14 protein-coding genes are annotated in these 16,108 nt (G+C 44.0%); 8 read left to right on the plus strand and 6 right to left on the minus strand.

The genetic code is table 11. From position 1 onward, the window contains the following. Positions 1-56 precede the first annotated feature (56 nt). The 4 genes from FAM09_RS12800 to FAM09_RS12815 all read left to right on the plus strand — a co-directional run bounded on the left by FAM09_RS12800 (position 57) and on the right by FAM09_RS12815 (position 4,510). Entirely contained in the window at positions 57-1,154 is a 1,098-nt protein-coding gene (locus FAM09_RS12800) for a vWA domain-containing protein (RefSeq protein WP_136577511.1), read from the plus strand. A 108-nt stretch (positions 1,155-1,262) separates the two neighbouring features. Next, on the plus strand, positions 1,263-2,783 hold the full coding sequence (locus FAM09_RS12805; RefSeq protein WP_136577512.1) for a sigma 54-interacting transcriptional regulator: 1,521 nt from the start codon (positions 1,263-1,265) through the stop codon (positions 2,781-2,783). Positions 2,784-2,920: 137 nt separating this feature from the next. After that, positions 2,921-4,024 carry a DUF2891 domain-containing protein gene (locus tag FAM09_RS12810; RefSeq protein WP_136577513.1) on the plus strand — a complete coding sequence of 368 codons (1,104 nt, stop codon included), beginning with the start codon at positions 2,921-2,923 and terminating at the stop codon, positions 4,022-4,024. Between the two features lie 72 nt (positions 4,025-4,096). Continuing rightward, entirely contained in the window at positions 4,097-4,510 is a 414-nt protein-coding gene (locus FAM09_RS12815; protein ID WP_136577514.1) for an SRPBCC family protein, read from the plus strand. 259 nt (positions 4,511-4,769) lie between these two features. On the opposite strand, the gene FAM09_RS12820 is transcribed toward FAM09_RS12815, so the two are convergent. Next, positions 4,770-5,231 (minus strand): DUF6934 family protein, encoded by a 462-nt coding sequence (locus FAM09_RS12820; protein WP_136577515.1) that lies wholly within the window; start codon positions 5,229-5,231, stop codon positions 4,770-4,772. Between the two features lie 75 nt (positions 5,232-5,306). Further along, the gene (gene murB / locus FAM09_RS12825; protein WP_136577516.1) at positions 5,307-6,326 is read right to left on the minus strand and encodes a UDP-N-acetylmuramate dehydrogenase; all 1,020 of its coding nucleotides are present in this window, start codon (positions 6,324-6,326) and stop codon (positions 5,307-5,309) included. Positions 6,327-6,348: 22 nt separating this feature from the next. On the opposite strand from murB, the gene FAM09_RS12830 reads away from it, so the two are divergent. Both FAM09_RS12830 and FAM09_RS12835 read left to right on the plus strand, forming a co-directional pair. After that, positions 6,349-7,014, plus strand: coding sequence for an NAD(P)H-binding protein (locus FAM09_RS12830; protein ID WP_136577517.1), 666 nt, complete (start codon positions 6,349-6,351; stop codon positions 7,012-7,014). A 250-nt stretch (positions 7,015-7,264) separates the two neighbouring features. After that, positions 7,265-7,966 carry a hypothetical protein gene (locus tag FAM09_RS12835; RefSeq protein WP_136577518.1) on the plus strand — a complete coding sequence of 234 codons (702 nt, stop codon included), beginning with the start codon at positions 7,265-7,267 and terminating at the stop codon, positions 7,964-7,966. Positions 7,967-8,152: 186 nt separating this feature from the next. Here the strand turns inward: FAM09_RS12835 and priA are convergent, their stop codons facing one another. From priA to FAM09_RS12850, 3 genes are all read right to left on the minus strand, one after another. Beyond that, positions 8,153-10,636, minus strand: a complete 2,484-nt coding sequence (gene priA, locus FAM09_RS12840) for a replication restart helicase PriA (protein ID WP_243751661.1) — start codon at positions 10,634-10,636, stop codon at positions 8,153-8,155. A gap of 78 nt (positions 10,637-10,714) precedes the next feature. Then, positions 10,715-11,470, minus strand: a complete 756-nt coding sequence (locus FAM09_RS12845) for a lysophospholipid acyltransferase family protein (RefSeq protein WP_136577519.1) — start codon at positions 11,468-11,470, stop codon at positions 10,715-10,717. 249 nt (positions 11,471-11,719) lie between these two features. Beyond that, positions 11,720-12,112, minus strand: a complete 393-nt coding sequence (locus FAM09_RS12850; RefSeq protein WP_136577520.1) for a DUF4258 domain-containing protein — start codon at positions 12,110-12,112, stop codon at positions 11,720-11,722. A gap of 203 nt (positions 12,113-12,315) precedes the next feature. Between FAM09_RS12850 and mtaB the strand changes: the two genes are divergently transcribed. Beyond that, positions 12,316-13,569 carry a tRNA (N(6)-L-threonylcarbamoyladenosine(37)-C(2))-methylthiotransferase MtaB gene (gene mtaB, locus FAM09_RS12855; protein ID WP_136577521.1) on the plus strand — a complete coding sequence of 418 codons (1,254 nt, stop codon included), beginning with the start codon at positions 12,316-12,318 and terminating at the stop codon, positions 13,567-13,569. Positions 13,570-13,659: 90 nt separating this feature from the next. Here mtaB and FAM09_RS12860 read toward each other — a convergent pair whose 3' ends face one another. Further along, positions 13,660-14,220, minus strand: a complete 561-nt coding sequence (locus tag FAM09_RS12860) for a DNA-3-methyladenine glycosylase I (protein WP_136577522.1) — start codon at positions 14,218-14,220, stop codon at positions 13,660-13,662. Between the two features lie 276 nt (positions 14,221-14,496). Here FAM09_RS12860 and FAM09_RS12865 point away from each other — a divergent pair, with 276 nt between their 5' ends. Continuing rightward, complete coding sequence (locus FAM09_RS12865; RefSeq protein WP_136577523.1) at positions 14,497-15,936, plus strand: PAS domain-containing protein; 1,440 nt, start codon at positions 14,497-14,499, stop codon at positions 15,934-15,936. Positions 15,937-16,108 lie beyond the last annotated feature (172 nt).

Here is a 16,108-nt window from a genome sequence, read left to right on the forward strand (position 1 = left end):
AGCGAAGTCGCGAAGGACCAGGAACCTGATCTTATTATTAAAAAAACAGATTAGCAGTGATAGGACATCATTTCACCAGATTCGATCCCCGTCAACAGGGTAAAACGAAATTCGAGCAGTTGCTCGATGTGTTCATGCAATTGCTTACCTATACCAATGGCGATGTAAGCGAAGCGTTGAACTGGATGAACCAGCTCGATAAAGAGTATGAGCTTACGAACGGAGAATACGGCATGGGCGATTTCATTGAAGAGTTGAAAGAAAAGGGTTACATCCAGGAGAACCAGGTAAGCGGAGAAATAAAGATCACTTCAAAAACCGAACAGGGCATTAGGAAAAGGTCGCTTGAAGAAATATTCGGTAAGCTAAAGAAAACCAAACAAGGCGATCACCATACGTTTAAACCCGGCTCCGGCGATGAGATCAATCCGGAAACCAGGCCCTTTCAATTCGGCGATACACTGGAGCAGATCGATTTCACCACATCTATCCGCAATGCACAGATCAATCATGGCATTGATAGCTTCAGCATGCAGGAAGACGACCTGGCCATTCGCGAAACCGACTTTAAATCGCAAACCTCTACCGTGCTGATGATCGATATTTCGCACTCGATGATCCTGTATGGAGAAGACCGCATTACACCGGCGAAAAAGGTAGCCATGGCGCTCAGCGAATTGATCACCACCAAATATCCCAAAGACACGCTCGATATTGTGGTATTCGGCAACGACGCCTGGCCGGTTGAAATTAAAGACCTGCCTTATTTACAGGTAGGCCCCTACCATACCAATACCGTAGCCGGTTTGGAAATGGCCATGGATATTTTGCGCCGCCGTAAAAATCCCAATAAACAGATCTTCATGATCACCGACGGTAAACCTACCTGTTTAAAAATTGGCAAACGGTATTATAAGAACAGTTTCGGGTTAGACCGTCGCATAACCAACCGTTGCCTGAACCTGGCAGCGCAATGCAAAAAATTAAAAGTGCCTATTACCACGTTCATGATCGCTACCGATCCTTACCTGCAACGGTTTGTACAGGAATTTACCGAAACCAACAGCGGCAAGGCTTTCTTCGCCTCGCTCGACCGGCTCGGCGCCTTCATATTCCGTGATTTTGAAAATGGGAAAAGAAAGACAGTATATTAATTTATTGCTGATTTTGAGATTTTTTGATTTTGAGATTTTTATAATTTCTGCTTTCGATCAAATCAATAAATCCCGAAATCTCAAAATCCCGAAATTTTAAAATAAGATATGAGTATACCAAAAATAAAAACCCTGGGTGAACTAAAGAAGAGCGGCTATCAACCAAAATCAGTAAAGGACGAGATCAGAAAAAACCTTATCTGCAAATTGCAAAAGAACGAAAGCACTTTCAACGGCATCATTGGCTATGAAGAAACCGTGATACCCGATGTTGAAAGAGCCCTGCTTTCACGCCATAACATTTTATTTCTTGGTTTGCGCGGACAAGCGAAAACCCGGATGGCCCGGCAGATGATCGAATTGCTCGATGAATATGTACCGGTCATTGAAGGCAGTGAGATCAACGACGATCCGTTGAATCCCATTTCCCGCCATGCCAAAGACATACTGGCGGAATACGGTGACGCCACCCCTATTAACTGGATCCATCGCAGCGAACGCTATGGCGAAAAACTCGCCACGCCCGATGTAAGCGTAGCCGACCTCATTGGCGATATCGATCCCATTAAAGCAGCCAATCTGCGTTTGAACTTTGCCGATGAACGGGTGATCCACTATGGCATCATTCCACGCAGCAACCGCGGCATCTTTGTGATCAATGAAATTCCCGACCTACAGGCCCGCATACAGGTGGCGTTGTTTAATATTCTGGAAGAAGGCGATGTGCAGATCCGTGGTTTTAAACTACGCATGCCATTGGATATTGTGTTTGTATTCACGGCTAACCCCGAAGATTATACCAATCGTGGTTCTATCGTTACGCCATTAAAAGACCGCATCGAGAGCCAGATCTTAACGCACTATCCCAAAACCATCGATACGGCGCTCACCATTACCGAACAGGAAGCCGACATTCTGCACGATCAAAAGAGCAAAGTGCAAATAAGCGACCTGGTAAAACGGCTGATAGAGCAGATCTCCTTTGAAGCCCGCGCCAGTGAGCTGGTTGATAAGAAAAGCGGCGTTTCCGCCCGTTTAAGCATTTCAGCATTTGAAAATGCCATCAGCTCTGCCGAACGCCGGGCTATCATCAATAAAGAAAATGCCACACAGGTATGGATCAGCGATATGATCGGCCTCATTCCATCTATCACCGGAAAAATAGAACTGGTATATGAAGGCGAACAGGAAGGCCCGTACCAGGTAGCCATGAACCTGTTGGATAAAGCCATCCGGTCGCAGTTCATCCAGTATTTTCCCAATCCTGAAACGCTGAAGAAAAAACGCAATCAGCAGGCTGCCGAAGAAAACCCCTATCGCTCCATACAATCCTGGTTCGATAAAGGCAATTCGCTGAACCTGCTTTTTCATACAAAAGATGCAGATAAAATTCAGCAATTGTATAAAGTGGATGGACTGCATGCGCTGGTGAAAAAGTATTTTAAACAGGCTAATGAAAAAGAAGCCGCGTTGTTGATGGAGTTTGTACTGCACGGATTGGCAGCCTTCTCCATGATCAGCAAAAAAATACTCGAAAGCCGTATTGAATTTAAAGACCTCATGGGATCTATGCTTGGCAATGCTACGTCGTTCACCGACGATGAATTGGAAAGCGATGATTTTAACTAGTAATATCGAATATCGAATGTTGAATATCCAATGTCGAACCTGCCTGCCGGCAGGCAGGTGTTGAAGTAATTGCCGCGCACCGGGTTTTCACTTCTACATTCGACATTCATTATTCGATATTCGTTATTTTTAGGTCTATGAGAGCAATTCTAGCTTCACTTATATCCATTTGTTTCTGTTTAACAGTCAGGGCACAACAGCCAACCTTTTACACCATGAGCGCCGACAGCACGCAGTTTTCCTTAACCGCTGAAGGAGTGGCTCACCTCGCCTCTTTACCGCTAAAATGCATTTACCAGGAATATCCCAATAAAACCGGTCATACCGCCAGCGGCGACAGCGACCAGGTGTTAACGCCCAGGCAATTGCATCCTGTTTTTTATGGATGCTTTGACTGGCACAGTTGTGTACACGGTTACTGGATGCTGGCCCGCCTGTTAAAAAAGTTTCCCGATCTTAAGCAAAAGACCGACATAGAAAAAGTATTTAACGAAAATATTACGCCGGAAAAAATAGCTGTTGAAGTAGCCTATTTTACCGCCCCATTATCAAAATCGTGGGAGCGTACGTATGGCTGGGCCTGGTTGCTCAGGCTCGACCAGGAACTGTTGGAATGGAAAGACGAAAAAGCGCAGCAATGGCATGCCACATTACAACCCCTCACGCAAAAGATCGTTGAACTGTGGACGGCTTACCTGCCCAAGCTCACCTACCCTAACCGCACCGGCGTTCATCCCAATACTGCATTCGGGCTGGTGTTTGCGTTGGATTATGCAAGGGCAGCCGGCAATAAAAACTTTGAACAGGCTATTATAAAAACAGCCATCAATGTATTTGGAAAAGATGTACAGGCGCCCATTCGTTGGGAGCCCGATGGCTCAGATTTCCTGTCACCTTCGCTCGAAGAAGTTGATCTTATGCGCCGGGTATTGGAACCTGTTGCATTCATGAAATGGTTCAACCAATATATGCCTGAAAACGGGTTACAAAATGTAATGAAGATACCGGTGGTGAGTGACCGTACTGATCTGCAGATCGTTCATCTCGATGGATTGTGTTTCAGTCGCAGTTGGTGTTTAAAGGGGTTGGCAAATGCGCTGCCTAAAACAGATAAACGCCGCGCAATGCTACTCAAAGCAGCGAACCGGTTAATAAGTAGCAGTCTGCCCCACATAGCCAGCGGCCATTATGGCGGCGAACACTGGCTGGCCAGTTTTGCGGTATATGCGTTGGTGAATTAGGCGGAAAAAAAAACGCCATTCTAATGAACCATTTTACCGGTTAAGCATTATAGTAAACTAAAATCCATCACAATGGCTATCCACACCACATCTGTTCTCATCGATGCCGATGCACAAAAAGTATTTGAGGCGCTTACCCAGCCTGAGCTGGTAAGTTTATGGCAATTTGGAAGAAGGGTACAATCAGACTGGCAGGCCGGTCATGCCATTAAATTTATTGCAGAAAGCGAAGGAAAAGTATTGGAGCAATGGGGAACGATTTTAGAAATGCGTACCAATGAATTGATAAAATATAATTTGTTTACACCCACGCCGGGCATTGAAGACAAAATAGAAAACTATAATGTAACCAGCTATATACTTTCAACTGATAATGGGCAAACAAAAGTTGAACTCATTCAGGAAGACAACCGGCCATTCGGCTTTACGCCTGCCACGCTCAAACCTATTCTGGTGGCGTTAAAGAAAGTGGTGGAGGGGAATTGAAGGGAGCAACATATTCTACAAAATAAAAAAGCTCACCTGTATATTTACAAATGAGCATTTTATATAAAATTGATCATGTATTACCCGTTAATCAGATTTTTGGTAAGCCGTATTTTTCGATTAGTTTTTTTGAAGATTCTATCTTTTTGAGAACAAAAGGATCTTTAGTATAGTCCCTCACGGTAAGATACATAACTTTATCACTTATCTCACTTACCTTTTTATATTTTTTTTTCTTACCCGGCATATTCAAGTATTATTAAATAAAATTAATATTTTTTCTTGTAACAGCAAAGGCCTTATAATTTTCACCAGACCTGAAAGGTTCAAACCCGCCATTATTTAAAAGCCCAAATACCTTAAAATCCAGTTCAATCTCTTTCAAGAACTTATTGATTCCCATTTGATAGCGACGAGTTCTTGAGGGTGTGCTTCCCTCGGCAACTATAAGCGCCTCAGGATATACATTCGTAAATTTAATTACTGCCTGGGCTACTGTTGCTAAAACCTTTTCCGCATCCTGGTTATTACTTATAACTAAATCATTGAAGTTGCCCGCTTCATTAAAATCACCAAATGCTAAATTGAAGTAAAATTTCCCATAAAGGTTTACCCTGGAAAATAAAACAACTTTTCTAATCTTTCCCTTCGGGCCTTCACTGAAAAACTCATAACTCAAAAAATCCTCACTAACCAGGTAGTCATAATGAGCAAGCGTCATACAGCAATTTCCGGCAAAGAAAAGAAATTACTAATCTCAATTATATGTTAGCGTAGTAACTACAAATTACTTTCTTTACACCACATTCACCTCCCGTTCCAACCTAACACCAAATTTGGCGTGAACGCTTTTCATAACGTCTTCGCTCAGGCTGTAAATGTCATTGCCCGTAGCATTGCCATAATTTACAAGTACGAGGGCTTGTTTTTCATGCACGCCGGCATCACCACGCCGATAGCCCTTCCAGCCGCTTTGTTCTATCAACCAACCAGCAGCCAGTTTAATGGTTCCATCGGCATTGGGATAGCCAACTATAGAGGGAAACTGATCCTTCAACTGTTCATATACATTCGCCGCTACAGATGGATTTTTGAAAAAGCTGCCGGCATTGCCAATCTTTGCCGGGTCGGGCAATTTGGAAGTGCGGATATTGATCACCGCCTGCGATATAGCCTGTATACTTAACTGTTGTACGCCCATGCGCTCCAGTTCCTGTTCAATGGCGCCATAACTGGTATTGAACCGCGGCTTTTTATTCAACCGGTAGGTAACATTCAAAATAATATACTGATTGCGGTACTTTCCCTTGAACACACTTTCGCGATAACCAAAATCGCAATCATTGGCGCTGAATACATGTATTTTTTTGTCATGTAGGTGCCAGGCCTCCAGCTCTTCAAACACTTCTTTGATCTCTACGCCGTAAGCGCCTATGTTTTGCATGGGACTGGCGCCTACACATCCGGGTATGAGCGAAAGGTTTTCGACCCCGGCCCAATTCCGCTGCAGGCAATGCTGTACAAAGCTATGCCAGTTCACCCCGGCACCGGCCTTTACATAAATATGATTGGCATCTTCTTTAACGATATCCAAACCCGGGATATCATTTTTCAACACCAGACCATTCAAATTATTTTTAAAAAGAATATTACTTCCCCCGCCTAAAATGAGGGGATTTACTCCTTTTGCGGGATTATTTTCGATCAATTCACCCAATTCATCAACCGAAGTAAAATTGGCAAAGAACCTGGCTATTGCATGAATACCCAGTGTGTTGTATTGCCTAAGCGGAATATTTTGTTGAATTTGCGTCATCAGCAGGGCAAAATAACAAATTATGCATCGAAAAACCGCCGTTGTGCTGGGCGCGACCGGATTAATTGGTCAGCACCTGGTACAGGAACTGTTACACAACGAATTTTTTAGCAAGGTAAGAATACTGGTACGCAGACCGATTTCATTGAATCATCCCAAAGCCGACATACAGGTGGTTAATTTTAACGATGAAAAAGACATTGCAGCGAAAATCGATATAGGGGACGTGATCTTTTGCTGCATTGGTACCACCCGCAAAAAAGTAAAAGGAAATAAGACCGAATACCGCAAAGTTGACTATGATATTCCCATCATTACCGCCCGCCTGGGCATTCAGCATGGCTTTAATCAATTCCTGCTGGTTTCTGCCATTGGCGCCAATCCCATGGCCGCCAATTTTTATCTCCAATTAAAAGGTTGCATCGAAGAAGATGTGACCGCCCTCCCCTTCGAAAGCATCCATATTTTCAGGCCGTCGATCTTGCTGGGTAAAAGAAAAGAATTCCGAACGGGAGAAAACATTGGCAAGGGGTTTATGAACGCCATTTCTTTCCTGCTCATTGGCGCCTGGCGCAAATACCGGCCCATAGCGGCTGCCGATGTAGCCAAAGCCATGGTGGCCGCCGCCAATAAAGAAATAGCCGGAGTGCATTTGTATGAATTTGATGAAATGAAAGAGTTAATGTGAAAATGCTTTAAATGTGGTCCTCGCTTTTAATACTAAAATGAGATAAATTTTATTCCATTTGCACATTTGCTAATTTGCTGATTTTCACATTGTATACTACTTATTCACATTGCATATAATACGATTGCAAGTACTAAAAATCGCTATTATATTGTCATAAAATTTAATAATTAGAAGTATTTATATTTCTAATTCATTATGTTTTTGTTATTGTAAATAAATCACTTACCCTCTGAACAATCATTTAATTATGAAAAAAACGATCTTGCGTTTTTCGGCAGCCGTACTGGTTGCCAGCGTTCTTTTTGCCTGCCAAAAAGAGATGGCAAACAAAAACAGAACTGAATTAACCAGCCTGGAATCTACATCGTCAACTACTTATTTTTTTCCAACGGAATGTGGCATGTTTCGTACCCAAACTCAGGGCGGCTGGGGTTCTGAACCATCCGGAAACAACCCCGGGACCTATTTACATGCGAATTTTCAGGCTGCTTTTGGGGAGTATTTAACGGTAGGTTGTTATCCAGACAACTTTTACGTTAAGCTAACTTCTGCACAAGCCGTTACCAACCTGTTGCCTGTTGGCGGAAAAGCTTCTGCATTAACGGCCAGCTATACCAATCCTGCTTCGCTCAAAAATGTATTGGCAGGACAACTGGTAGCCCTGAAATTGTCGGTTACATTCGACGCCGCAAATGCCAACTTTGGTGAATCGGCTGTTTCTTTAGGTAGTATGATCATTGGCAGCGGTACGTTCGCTGGTTATACAGTAGCGGATTTCCTTGTAATAGGAGAACAGGTATTAGGAGGCTGCAGCACGCAGTACACGCCTCAGCAGATCAATGAAACTGCTTCTTCGATCAATGAGAATTTCGTTGATGGCACTACCAATAAAGGATTTTTAATATGTCCGGAAGATAATGGCGGCGGAGGCGAACCATTGCCCGGTTAATTTAATATGATAATTAGCTGATGTGATAATGTGCTAATTGAATTGCGGAATGCAGAACGCGAAACGCCTAACGCCTTTCCCGAAAGGCCAAGGCTTCAGGTGGATTTCCCTGCAACCTGCTACTCAGTTAGCACATTTTTTATGTGGCATTTCATTATCAAATTATCAAATTATCAAATTTTCAAATTAAACCGCGTCCACATCTGCTATCACTACCACACTTCTGAACCGTTTATCGTTGTGTAAAATGGCTACCTGCTCCTGAATATACCGTTTGCATCGTTGTATCAACTCGCCGTCTTTAGGCAATTTCACCAGCAATTCCATCAAAAACTGGTTACGCACCCGGTTCACCACCGGCTCCGCCGGACCAACCAGGTATTTACCATAATCAATTTTTAAAGCGAATGCCATAAGCTGTGCGGCTGCATCAGCCACTTCTTTTTGTTTGTGTTTAAAGGTGAGCTGTATAACGCGGGAGAAAGGTGGATAGAAGAACATTTTGCGGCCTTCTATTTCCTGCTGGTAAAACAAACCGTAATCGTGCTGTTGCACAAAATACAGCACCGGGTGCTGGGTGTTTGACACCTGAATAAATACCCTGCCCTGTTTATCCTTTCGGCCTGCGCGACCACTCACCTGCTCCATTAATTGAAAAGCCCGTTCATTCACCCTGAAATCGGCAAAGCTCAGCAAACTGTCTGCATCGAGAATGCCCACCAGGATCACATTTTCAAAATCGAGGCCTTTTACTACCATTTGCGTGCCTACGAGTATATCGAGGCGGCCCTGCTCAAATTGCTGAATCAGGTTATCATGCGCCGTTTTTCCGCGAACGCTGTCAATATCCATCCTGGCAATGCGGGCTTTCGGAAACAATTCTTCCAGTTGTTCTTCGATGCGTTCCGTACCAAAATTGCGTTGTGTGAATTTATCGCTGCCACAAGCCATACAACTGTGCACCGGCGGATACACGGTACCGCAATAATGGCAATGCAGTTTATGCGTGTTCTTATGAAATGTAAGGGTAACGTCGCAATACTTGCAATGCGGTATCCATCCGCAAACCTGGCAAACCTGGTAAGGCGAATAGCCACGCCGGTTCTGAAAAAGAATAACCTGTTTATTCTGTTCCAGCGATTGGTCAATCGCCGATTTTAAAGGCGGTGTAATGATGATCTTGTTTTTATCGGCCCCATACATTTTTTTGGTGTCGACGATGTCGATGGCCGGCAACTGCACACCGCCAAACCGTTCGCCCAGGATGGCCAGTCCATACTTTTGCGATTGTGCATTAAAGTAACTTTCTACCGATGGCGTAGCGCTGCCCAGCAACACATTCGCCCTGAATAATGAGGCATAATAAATAGCGCCATCACGGGCATGGTAGCGCGGCGCAGGGTCCTGCTGCTTATAGGAGGTATCATGTTCTTCATCCACCACGATCAATCCCAGATCGGTAAAAGGTAAAAATATGGAAGAACGGGCGCCCAGCACTACTTTCAGTTCACCGGTCTTTACTTTGTTCCAGATCTCTACCCGCTCATTCTGGTTGAATTTACTGTGATAGATGCCGATATACCCGCCAAAATGCTTTTGCAAGCGGCGAATGACCTGGGAGGTCAGGGCAATCTCCGGCAACAGGTACAGCACCTGTTTTCCCTGCCTGATGTATCGTTCAATAACCTTGATATAAACCTGTGTTTTACCGCTGGCTGTTACCCCATGCAGCAGGCAAACGGGTTTGCTTACCAGCTGTTCGGTGATGGAATCGAATGCCCGTTGCTGGGCGGGCGTTAAATCAAAATCTATAGAGATGTTGCGGGGCAGATATTGCAGGCGATCCACCTGTCGTTTCTCCAGCCACAAGATGTTTTTATCAACGAGTCCTTTTAACTGTGCATCCGAAGCGCCGCTTTTTTTCAGTAGTTCGGGTTTGGTTACCTCGCCTGCTGTTTTTACCAGGTGCAGGTAGCTGAGCAGCAGCTCCAGTTGTTTTTCGGCGCGTTGCAGTTTTTTATCATCATTTAATAAAGACGCCAGCGATTCTTCATTGTCGTATTTGGCGTTCAGTAAAACAAACGTTTCTTTCTTGGGCGACCAGGTTTCTTTCAGGGCTTCCCAAACAAAGCACACTTTCTTTTCGATCAACCGTTTTATAACAGGGTATACCCGGTGCGAATCGAGGACCTGTTGCACCTCGGCCAGTTTCAATTCTTTTTTAAGCAACAGGGCTTCGCCTACCAGGTATTCATCGTGATCGAGGGTAGAAAAGTCTTCACCAAACTCTTCATTGTATACCAGTATTGTTTCGCTGCTTAATTTAAAATGGGCGGGCAAGGCAGCGGCCATCACTTCGCCTTCGCTGCACATGTAATACCGGCCGATCCACTCCCACAATTTCAGTTGTTGTTCAAAAATAACAGGTTCCGCATCCAGGATGTTGAGGATATCCTTGGCTTCGAACGGCGGGGCTTCCGTATGAAGCCGTTTTACCACGCCGGCGTATTTTTTGTTCTTGCCCAACACCACTTCTACACGGGCGCCTACCTTTACCTGTTCCCGCAACAATTCGGGCACCGACCAGGTATAGTTCTTTGGCAACGCCAGGGGAATAATAACTTCTGCAAACAAAACGGGGCTACTCATTTCACCACCAAGATAGTTCATTAGTTCGTTAGTTATTAAGTTATTGAGTTTCGTGGTATTATTCAACCTGATCAACTCACGAACTTACAACTCATGAACTTAATAACTGGTATTTATCCAACCAGCTTTGTATTCCATCAACTTTTGCTCCATAACCTTAGCCACTTGCTGTTTCAACGCCTCCACATCCTTGCCCGTTAGTCCATCAACCGGTATTTCCTTTAAAAATACCGTTCGCGAGCGGCCGGGGTTCAGGCTGAACACACTACGATAATGCATGCGATGCCAGGAATCTAAAAACAACAACGGCTTAATGGGCGTTTGCGTTTCAATGGCTATGCGAAAAGCGCCATCGTATAATTCCTTGAGCGGTTTATGGGTTTCATTAAAAGTGCCTTCGGGAAAAATAAAAATAGAAATGCCTTTCCTGATCACCGACTTCAAAATACGTACGCTGTTGGCCCGTTGCGTAGCACTGCTGCGATCTACGGTTACCACGGTATTGCGGTAAATAAACCCGAACAGGGGAACTTTCGACACTTCTACCTTGCCCAATACCCGCACCTTCTGGCGAAGGGTTTTTACAATGACCGGCGCATCGAGATAGGAAATGTGATTGGCGACGAAAATGTATTGTTTGTTTTTATCGTGGGGATACTCGTACTGGTTACGGTGACGGATGCCGATCAGCAGGAACCATACATCGGCCCAAAGCGTGCAAACACGGTAAATAAAATTGCCACCGCGCACTTTTCCAAAAAAGGAAGCGACCACTACCGGGGGAATGACCAGTAACATGCAAAGGATAAAAGTACCCAATGCGTAAAAGCAATAGAACAATCGGAAGAATCTCATGGATGTGTATCAATAGGTGAACGGAACTAATAATTTAGGAAAATACTACATATATACTACATCTTAAGAAAGTGGACAGTTAAATAAAAAAAACTCTTGAGCCGGATCAATTTTAAATCGCAAATCACAAGTCTCAAATCACAAGAACCAAATAAAACTCAAATCCGAAAATCACAAATAAACCTTCAAACTTTACTTTATGGTTTTGGGTGCCTGGAATTTGGTTCTTGGAATTTGGTGATTGGAGTTTTATTTACAATTACAGCTCCAGTCGGTACCGAGGTCAATGACGGTTATAACTACCATACCCCGCTTGGCGGGCGCGAAAATGATCCGAACCTGCTGACCGTCATGGGTAGTTCCTTCCAACGCATATTTGGGATCGGGCCGGCCGGCGGGCTCACTTTTGCGGTAATTGATGCGGCCTTCCTGAAGAATTTCCTGTACTTCGGCCTCATCAATATGGCGGCAATCCATGCGACAGCGGGCGTGTTTGGTGTAAATGAGTTTGTTGGGGTGGCGGTCAATTACATCATTTTCGGTGGCCACATTATCCTGGCTCCCCCGATTACCCGGGTTTCCCTGACAGGCTACTAAAATGGTTAAAGTGAAAATGAATACTCGGAATAGTATATTCTTCATAATGAACTAAAAGAAAGGCAATTTACAGTTTATGGTTTGTTGTTTGTGGTTTGTTGTTTGTGGTTTGTTGTTTGTGGTTTGTTGTTTGTGGTTTGTTGTTCTTTAATGCGGGAGTTCAAATTTAATTTCGAGCCTCAAAGTGCGGCAGCAACCACAAACCTTAAACCAGAAACCACAAACTATATATTATCTTTGCGGCCTCTATGGGCTCAAAAAAAACAGTGGCATTTCATACATTGGGTTGTAAGCTGAACTTTTCTGAAACCTCTACCCTTTCGCGCATGCTTGAAAATGAAGGGTTTGAAAAGACAGCCTTTGATAATCATGCAGATGTGTATGTTATCAACACCTGTTCTGTAACCGATAATGCCGATAAAGAATGCCGCCAACTGGTACGCCGGATCCAGCGCAAAGCGCCCGAAAGCCTGGTGGTGATCACGGGCTGTTATGCCCAGTTAAAGCCCAAAGAAATTGCCTCCATTCCCGGGGTGGATATGGTCTTAGGCGCTGCCGAAAAATTCAACATAGCCCAGCATTTAAAGGAACTGACCAAAGGCGATGCCACCAAAATTTGCAGTTGCGATATTGAAGAAGTGAGCGGCTTCCATTCTTCCTTCTCCATCCACGACCGTACCCGTACCTTTTTGAAAGTACAGGACGGCTGCGATTATAATTGTTCTTTCTGCACCATTCCCATGGCACGGGGTAAAAGCCGCAGCGATTTAATAGCAGGTGTAGTTGAGAACGTTAAACAACTGGCGGTTAACGGAGTAAAAGAGATCGTGCTGACAGGTGTGAACCTGGGCGATTTTGGAGAGGGGGAAGAGAACTTTTACAAGCTGGCCTGCGCGCTCGACCAACAGGAAGGCATAGAACGATTCCGCATTTCTTCCATTGAACCGAACCTGCTCACCAACGCCATTATTGAGCTGGTGGCCAACAGCAATACCTTCATGCCGCATTTTCATATTCCCCTGCAAAGCGGCAGCAACCGCATTCTGGGTTTAATGAGAAGGCGGTACCGTCGCGAGTTGTACGCCGAGCGGGTGAAACTGATCAAAACCCTGATGCCGCATGCGGCTATCGGTGTTGACGTAATTGTTGGTTTTCCCGGCGAAACGGATGAAGATTTTCAGCAAACATTCGATTTCCTGCACGAACTCGATATTACCTATCTGCACGTATTTACCTACTCCGAAAGAGATAATACCCACGCCTTAACATTGGGGCCCGTTGTGCCCGTACACGTAAGGCATGAACGCAATAAAACCCTGCGCAATCTCTCCTACATGAAGCAGCAGTATTTTAACCAGCAGTTTGCCGGCCAAACCCGCAAAGTGTTGTTTGAAGAAAACGAAAAAAGCGGCATGATGGAAGGCTATACCGATAACTACATCAAGGTAGTGGCGCCGTATAAGGCTGAATGGGTGAATAAAGTTATTGAGTGGAATTTGTAATCCCCCCAGTCTAAAACGTACAAGTTATTCAGTTGTTCAGTTATTTAGTTTCTGTATTCAAACTTAATAACTGACTAACTCATGAACTCATTAACTTTTCTTCATATGCCACGCCGGTTTGTGTTTCAAAACAACCTTATAAACCGGACAAGAATCGATATGCGCTCCGGGCAGGTAACCGGTACTTTGCAGGAACTCACCCACTATTTCTCCCCCGGTAAACCGGAAGGTTTTCCTGAACAGCTTTACCCATTCTTCTTTCGTTAACGGATGGTGGGCATCGAGCCAGTTCTTAAAGGAACCATGCTCCTTTTGTATCTGCAATATGCGTTTAGCGTTCTCAATGGTCGCTTCTATCTTTAGCCGGTTTCGTATAATACCGGCATCCTGCATCAGTTTTTCTACCTTTTTATCGCTGTACCGCGCTACTTTCTGAATTTCGAAATCATCAAAAGCCTTAAAAAAGTTGTCTTTTTTCTTTAAGATGGTCGTCCAGCTTAACCCCGCCTGGTTAATTTCCAGGATAAGCCGGGCAAATAACTCATTATCGTTTTGTATGGGGAAACCGTATTCTTTATCATGATAATGAATATGCACATTACCGGCTTCCATTTGCCAAACAGCTTCGCAGTAGCTAGAAGGTTTTTCCATAAGCCACAAATGTAGTGATTTGGGGGTCGCGTTTATAAGACATAAACAAATTATCGATTTTTTGCATTCAATAAGTGCTTCCCTATATGAATATCGAATGATTATGCGAAATAATTTGCCCAAATGGAGTAGATTACATCCGGTTAACAGTAGCCGGTGGAGTGGTATTAATTTTATTGAATAAATGCAATAATTAATATAAATTCACCTACAGGAAAACATGGTTAAAAGCTCTGGGGTAGTATATTAATTAAATACACTGCTCAAAATTTTGCTATGCTGTCAACTAGTCCTCCTTTGAATATCTTGGTGGTAGAAGATAATGAAAGTGATTTCGTACTTTTTTGTGAATACATCAAGCTGAGTCAGCTTCCCACTAAAAATATATTTCGCGCCGAACGCCTCGGCGAGGCTTTACAGTTAATACACGAACATCAGCCCGATCTTATTTTTCTTGACCTGAGCCTCCCTGATAGTGATGGCATCAATTCCTTTATACGGCTCAATGAAGAAGCCCGGCACATCTCTATTATTGTGCTATCTGGCCTGTCAGACCGACAGGTTGCGCTGAACACCATTTCCCTCGGTGCGCAGGATTACCTGGTAAAAGGAGAATATGACGATAAGCTGTTGGCCAAAGCCATTCAGTACAGTATTGAACGTAAAAAGATCCTGCAAAAAGTAGTGGAGAACTTCGAACGGTATAACACGCTTATTAAAGCCACCAGCGATACTATTTGGGACTGGGACCTTCGCAACAACGATGTACTTTGGAACGAAGGCATCTTATCTATATTTGGTTTTGATCAGGCCGACGTAGAGAATAATATTGAATGGCATCATCAAAACATTCACCCTGACGATCGCGAAAGAATATTACAAACCATTGACGAGTGTATGCGCGAAGGAAGGGACCACTGGCAGGAAGAATACCGGTATAAATCGGCCAATGGCGTTTACAAGTTTGTTTATGACCGGGGTTACATCTTAAAGACAGAACACAACAAACCCTATCGCATTCTGGGCGCCATGATGGATATTACCGAGCGGAAGAAAATGCAGGAAGAGATAGTGCGCAACCAGATCGAAACGCAAAAACTCATTACGCAGGTTACCATTCAAACCCAGGAACAGGAACGGCGGGAAATTGGCCGCGAATTGCATGATAACATCAATCAAATTCTTGCCACCGCCAAACTATGCGTTGATATGGCGTTAAACGAAGAGGACCTTCGCAAAGAACTGCTGAGCAAGAGTTACGAAAATATCACCAAGGCCATTAATGAAATTCGCATTCTATCCAAAACACTGGTGCCACCATCGCTTGGCGACATTGGCTTAAAAGAAGCGCTGATAGAGCTCATAGAAAACCTAACGATCTCGCCCGAACTAAAAATAAGAATAAAAGCCAACGACCAGCATATTGAAAATATGTCGAACAACAAGAAGCTCATTATGTACCGCATTGTACAGGAGCAGTTGAACAACATATTAAAACATTCGGGGGCTACGGAAGCCTTAATTGAATTAAAGACCCAGCGCAACTGGCTTCACCTGAATATCAAGGACAATGGGGTTGGGTTTGATACCCGCAAAAAGAACAGGGGCATCGGGCTGAACAATATCATCAGCCGGGTTGAAATGCAAAATGGTAAAATGGAGATCATCAGTTCCCCAGGGAAGGGATGCACGTTGAGGATTGAAATACCGGGGTAGAAAGTTTCTATCGATTGGCTTGGAATTTTTGGTTTCCAATAATACCGTTTATGGTTTGTAGTTTATCGTTTGTGGTTGCTGCCGCGTTTTGAGGCTCAAAATTAAATTTGAACTCCCGCCATAAAAGAACAACAAACCATAAACCACAAACAACAAACTGCTTCTTAATAGC

Source organism: Niastella caeni, assembly GCF_004834005.1.
GTDB classification, from domain to species: Bacteria; Bacteroidota; Bacteroidia; order Chitinophagales; family Chitinophagaceae; genus Niastella; species Niastella caeni.

Coding starts and splice junctions, on each gene's coding strand:
- FAM09_RS12810 (WP_136577513.1), top strand. CDS start 2,921: ATGAGAGCAATTCTAGCTTCACTTATATCCATTTGTTTCTGTTTAACA.
- FAM09_RS12820 (WP_136577515.1), bottom strand. CDS start 5,231: ATGACGCTTGCTCATTATGACTACCTGGTTAGTGAGGATTTTTTGAGT.
- mtaB (WP_136577521.1), top strand. CDS start 12,316: ATGGGCTCAAAAAAAACAGTGGCATTTCATACATTGGGTTGTAAGCTG.
- priA (WP_243751661.1), bottom strand. CDS start 10,636: ATGAACTATCTTGGTGGTGAAATGAGTAGCCCCGTTTTGTTTGCAGAA.
- FAM09_RS12860 (WP_136577522.1), bottom strand. CDS start 14,220: ATGGAAAAACCTTCTAGCTACTGCGAAGCTGTTTGGCAAATGGAAGCC.
- FAM09_RS12835 (WP_136577518.1), top strand. CDS start 7,265: ATGAAAAAAACGATCTTGCGTTTTTCGGCAGCCGTACTGGTTGCCAGC.
- FAM09_RS12805 (WP_136577512.1), top strand. CDS start 1,263: ATGAGTATACCAAAAATAAAAACCCTGGGTGAACTAAAGAAGAGCGGC.
- murB (WP_136577516.1), bottom strand. CDS start 6,326: ATGACGCAAATTCAACAAAATATTCCGCTTAGGCAATACAACACACTG.
- FAM09_RS12815 (WP_136577514.1), top strand. CDS start 4,097: ATGGCTATCCACACCACATCTGTTCTCATCGATGCCGATGCACAAAAA.
- FAM09_RS12845 (WP_136577519.1), bottom strand. CDS start 11,470: ATGAGATTCTTCCGATTGTTCTATTGCTTTTACGCATTGGGTACTTTT.
- FAM09_RS12830 (WP_136577517.1), top strand. CDS start 6,349: ATGCATCGAAAAACCGCCGTTGTGCTGGGCGCGACCGGATTAATTGGT.
- FAM09_RS12850 (WP_136577520.1), bottom strand. CDS start 12,112: ATGAAGAATATACTATTCCGAGTATTCATTTTCACTTTAACCATTTTA.
- FAM09_RS12865 (WP_136577523.1), top strand. CDS start 14,497: ATGCTGTCAACTAGTCCTCCTTTGAATATCTTGGTGGTAGAAGATAAT.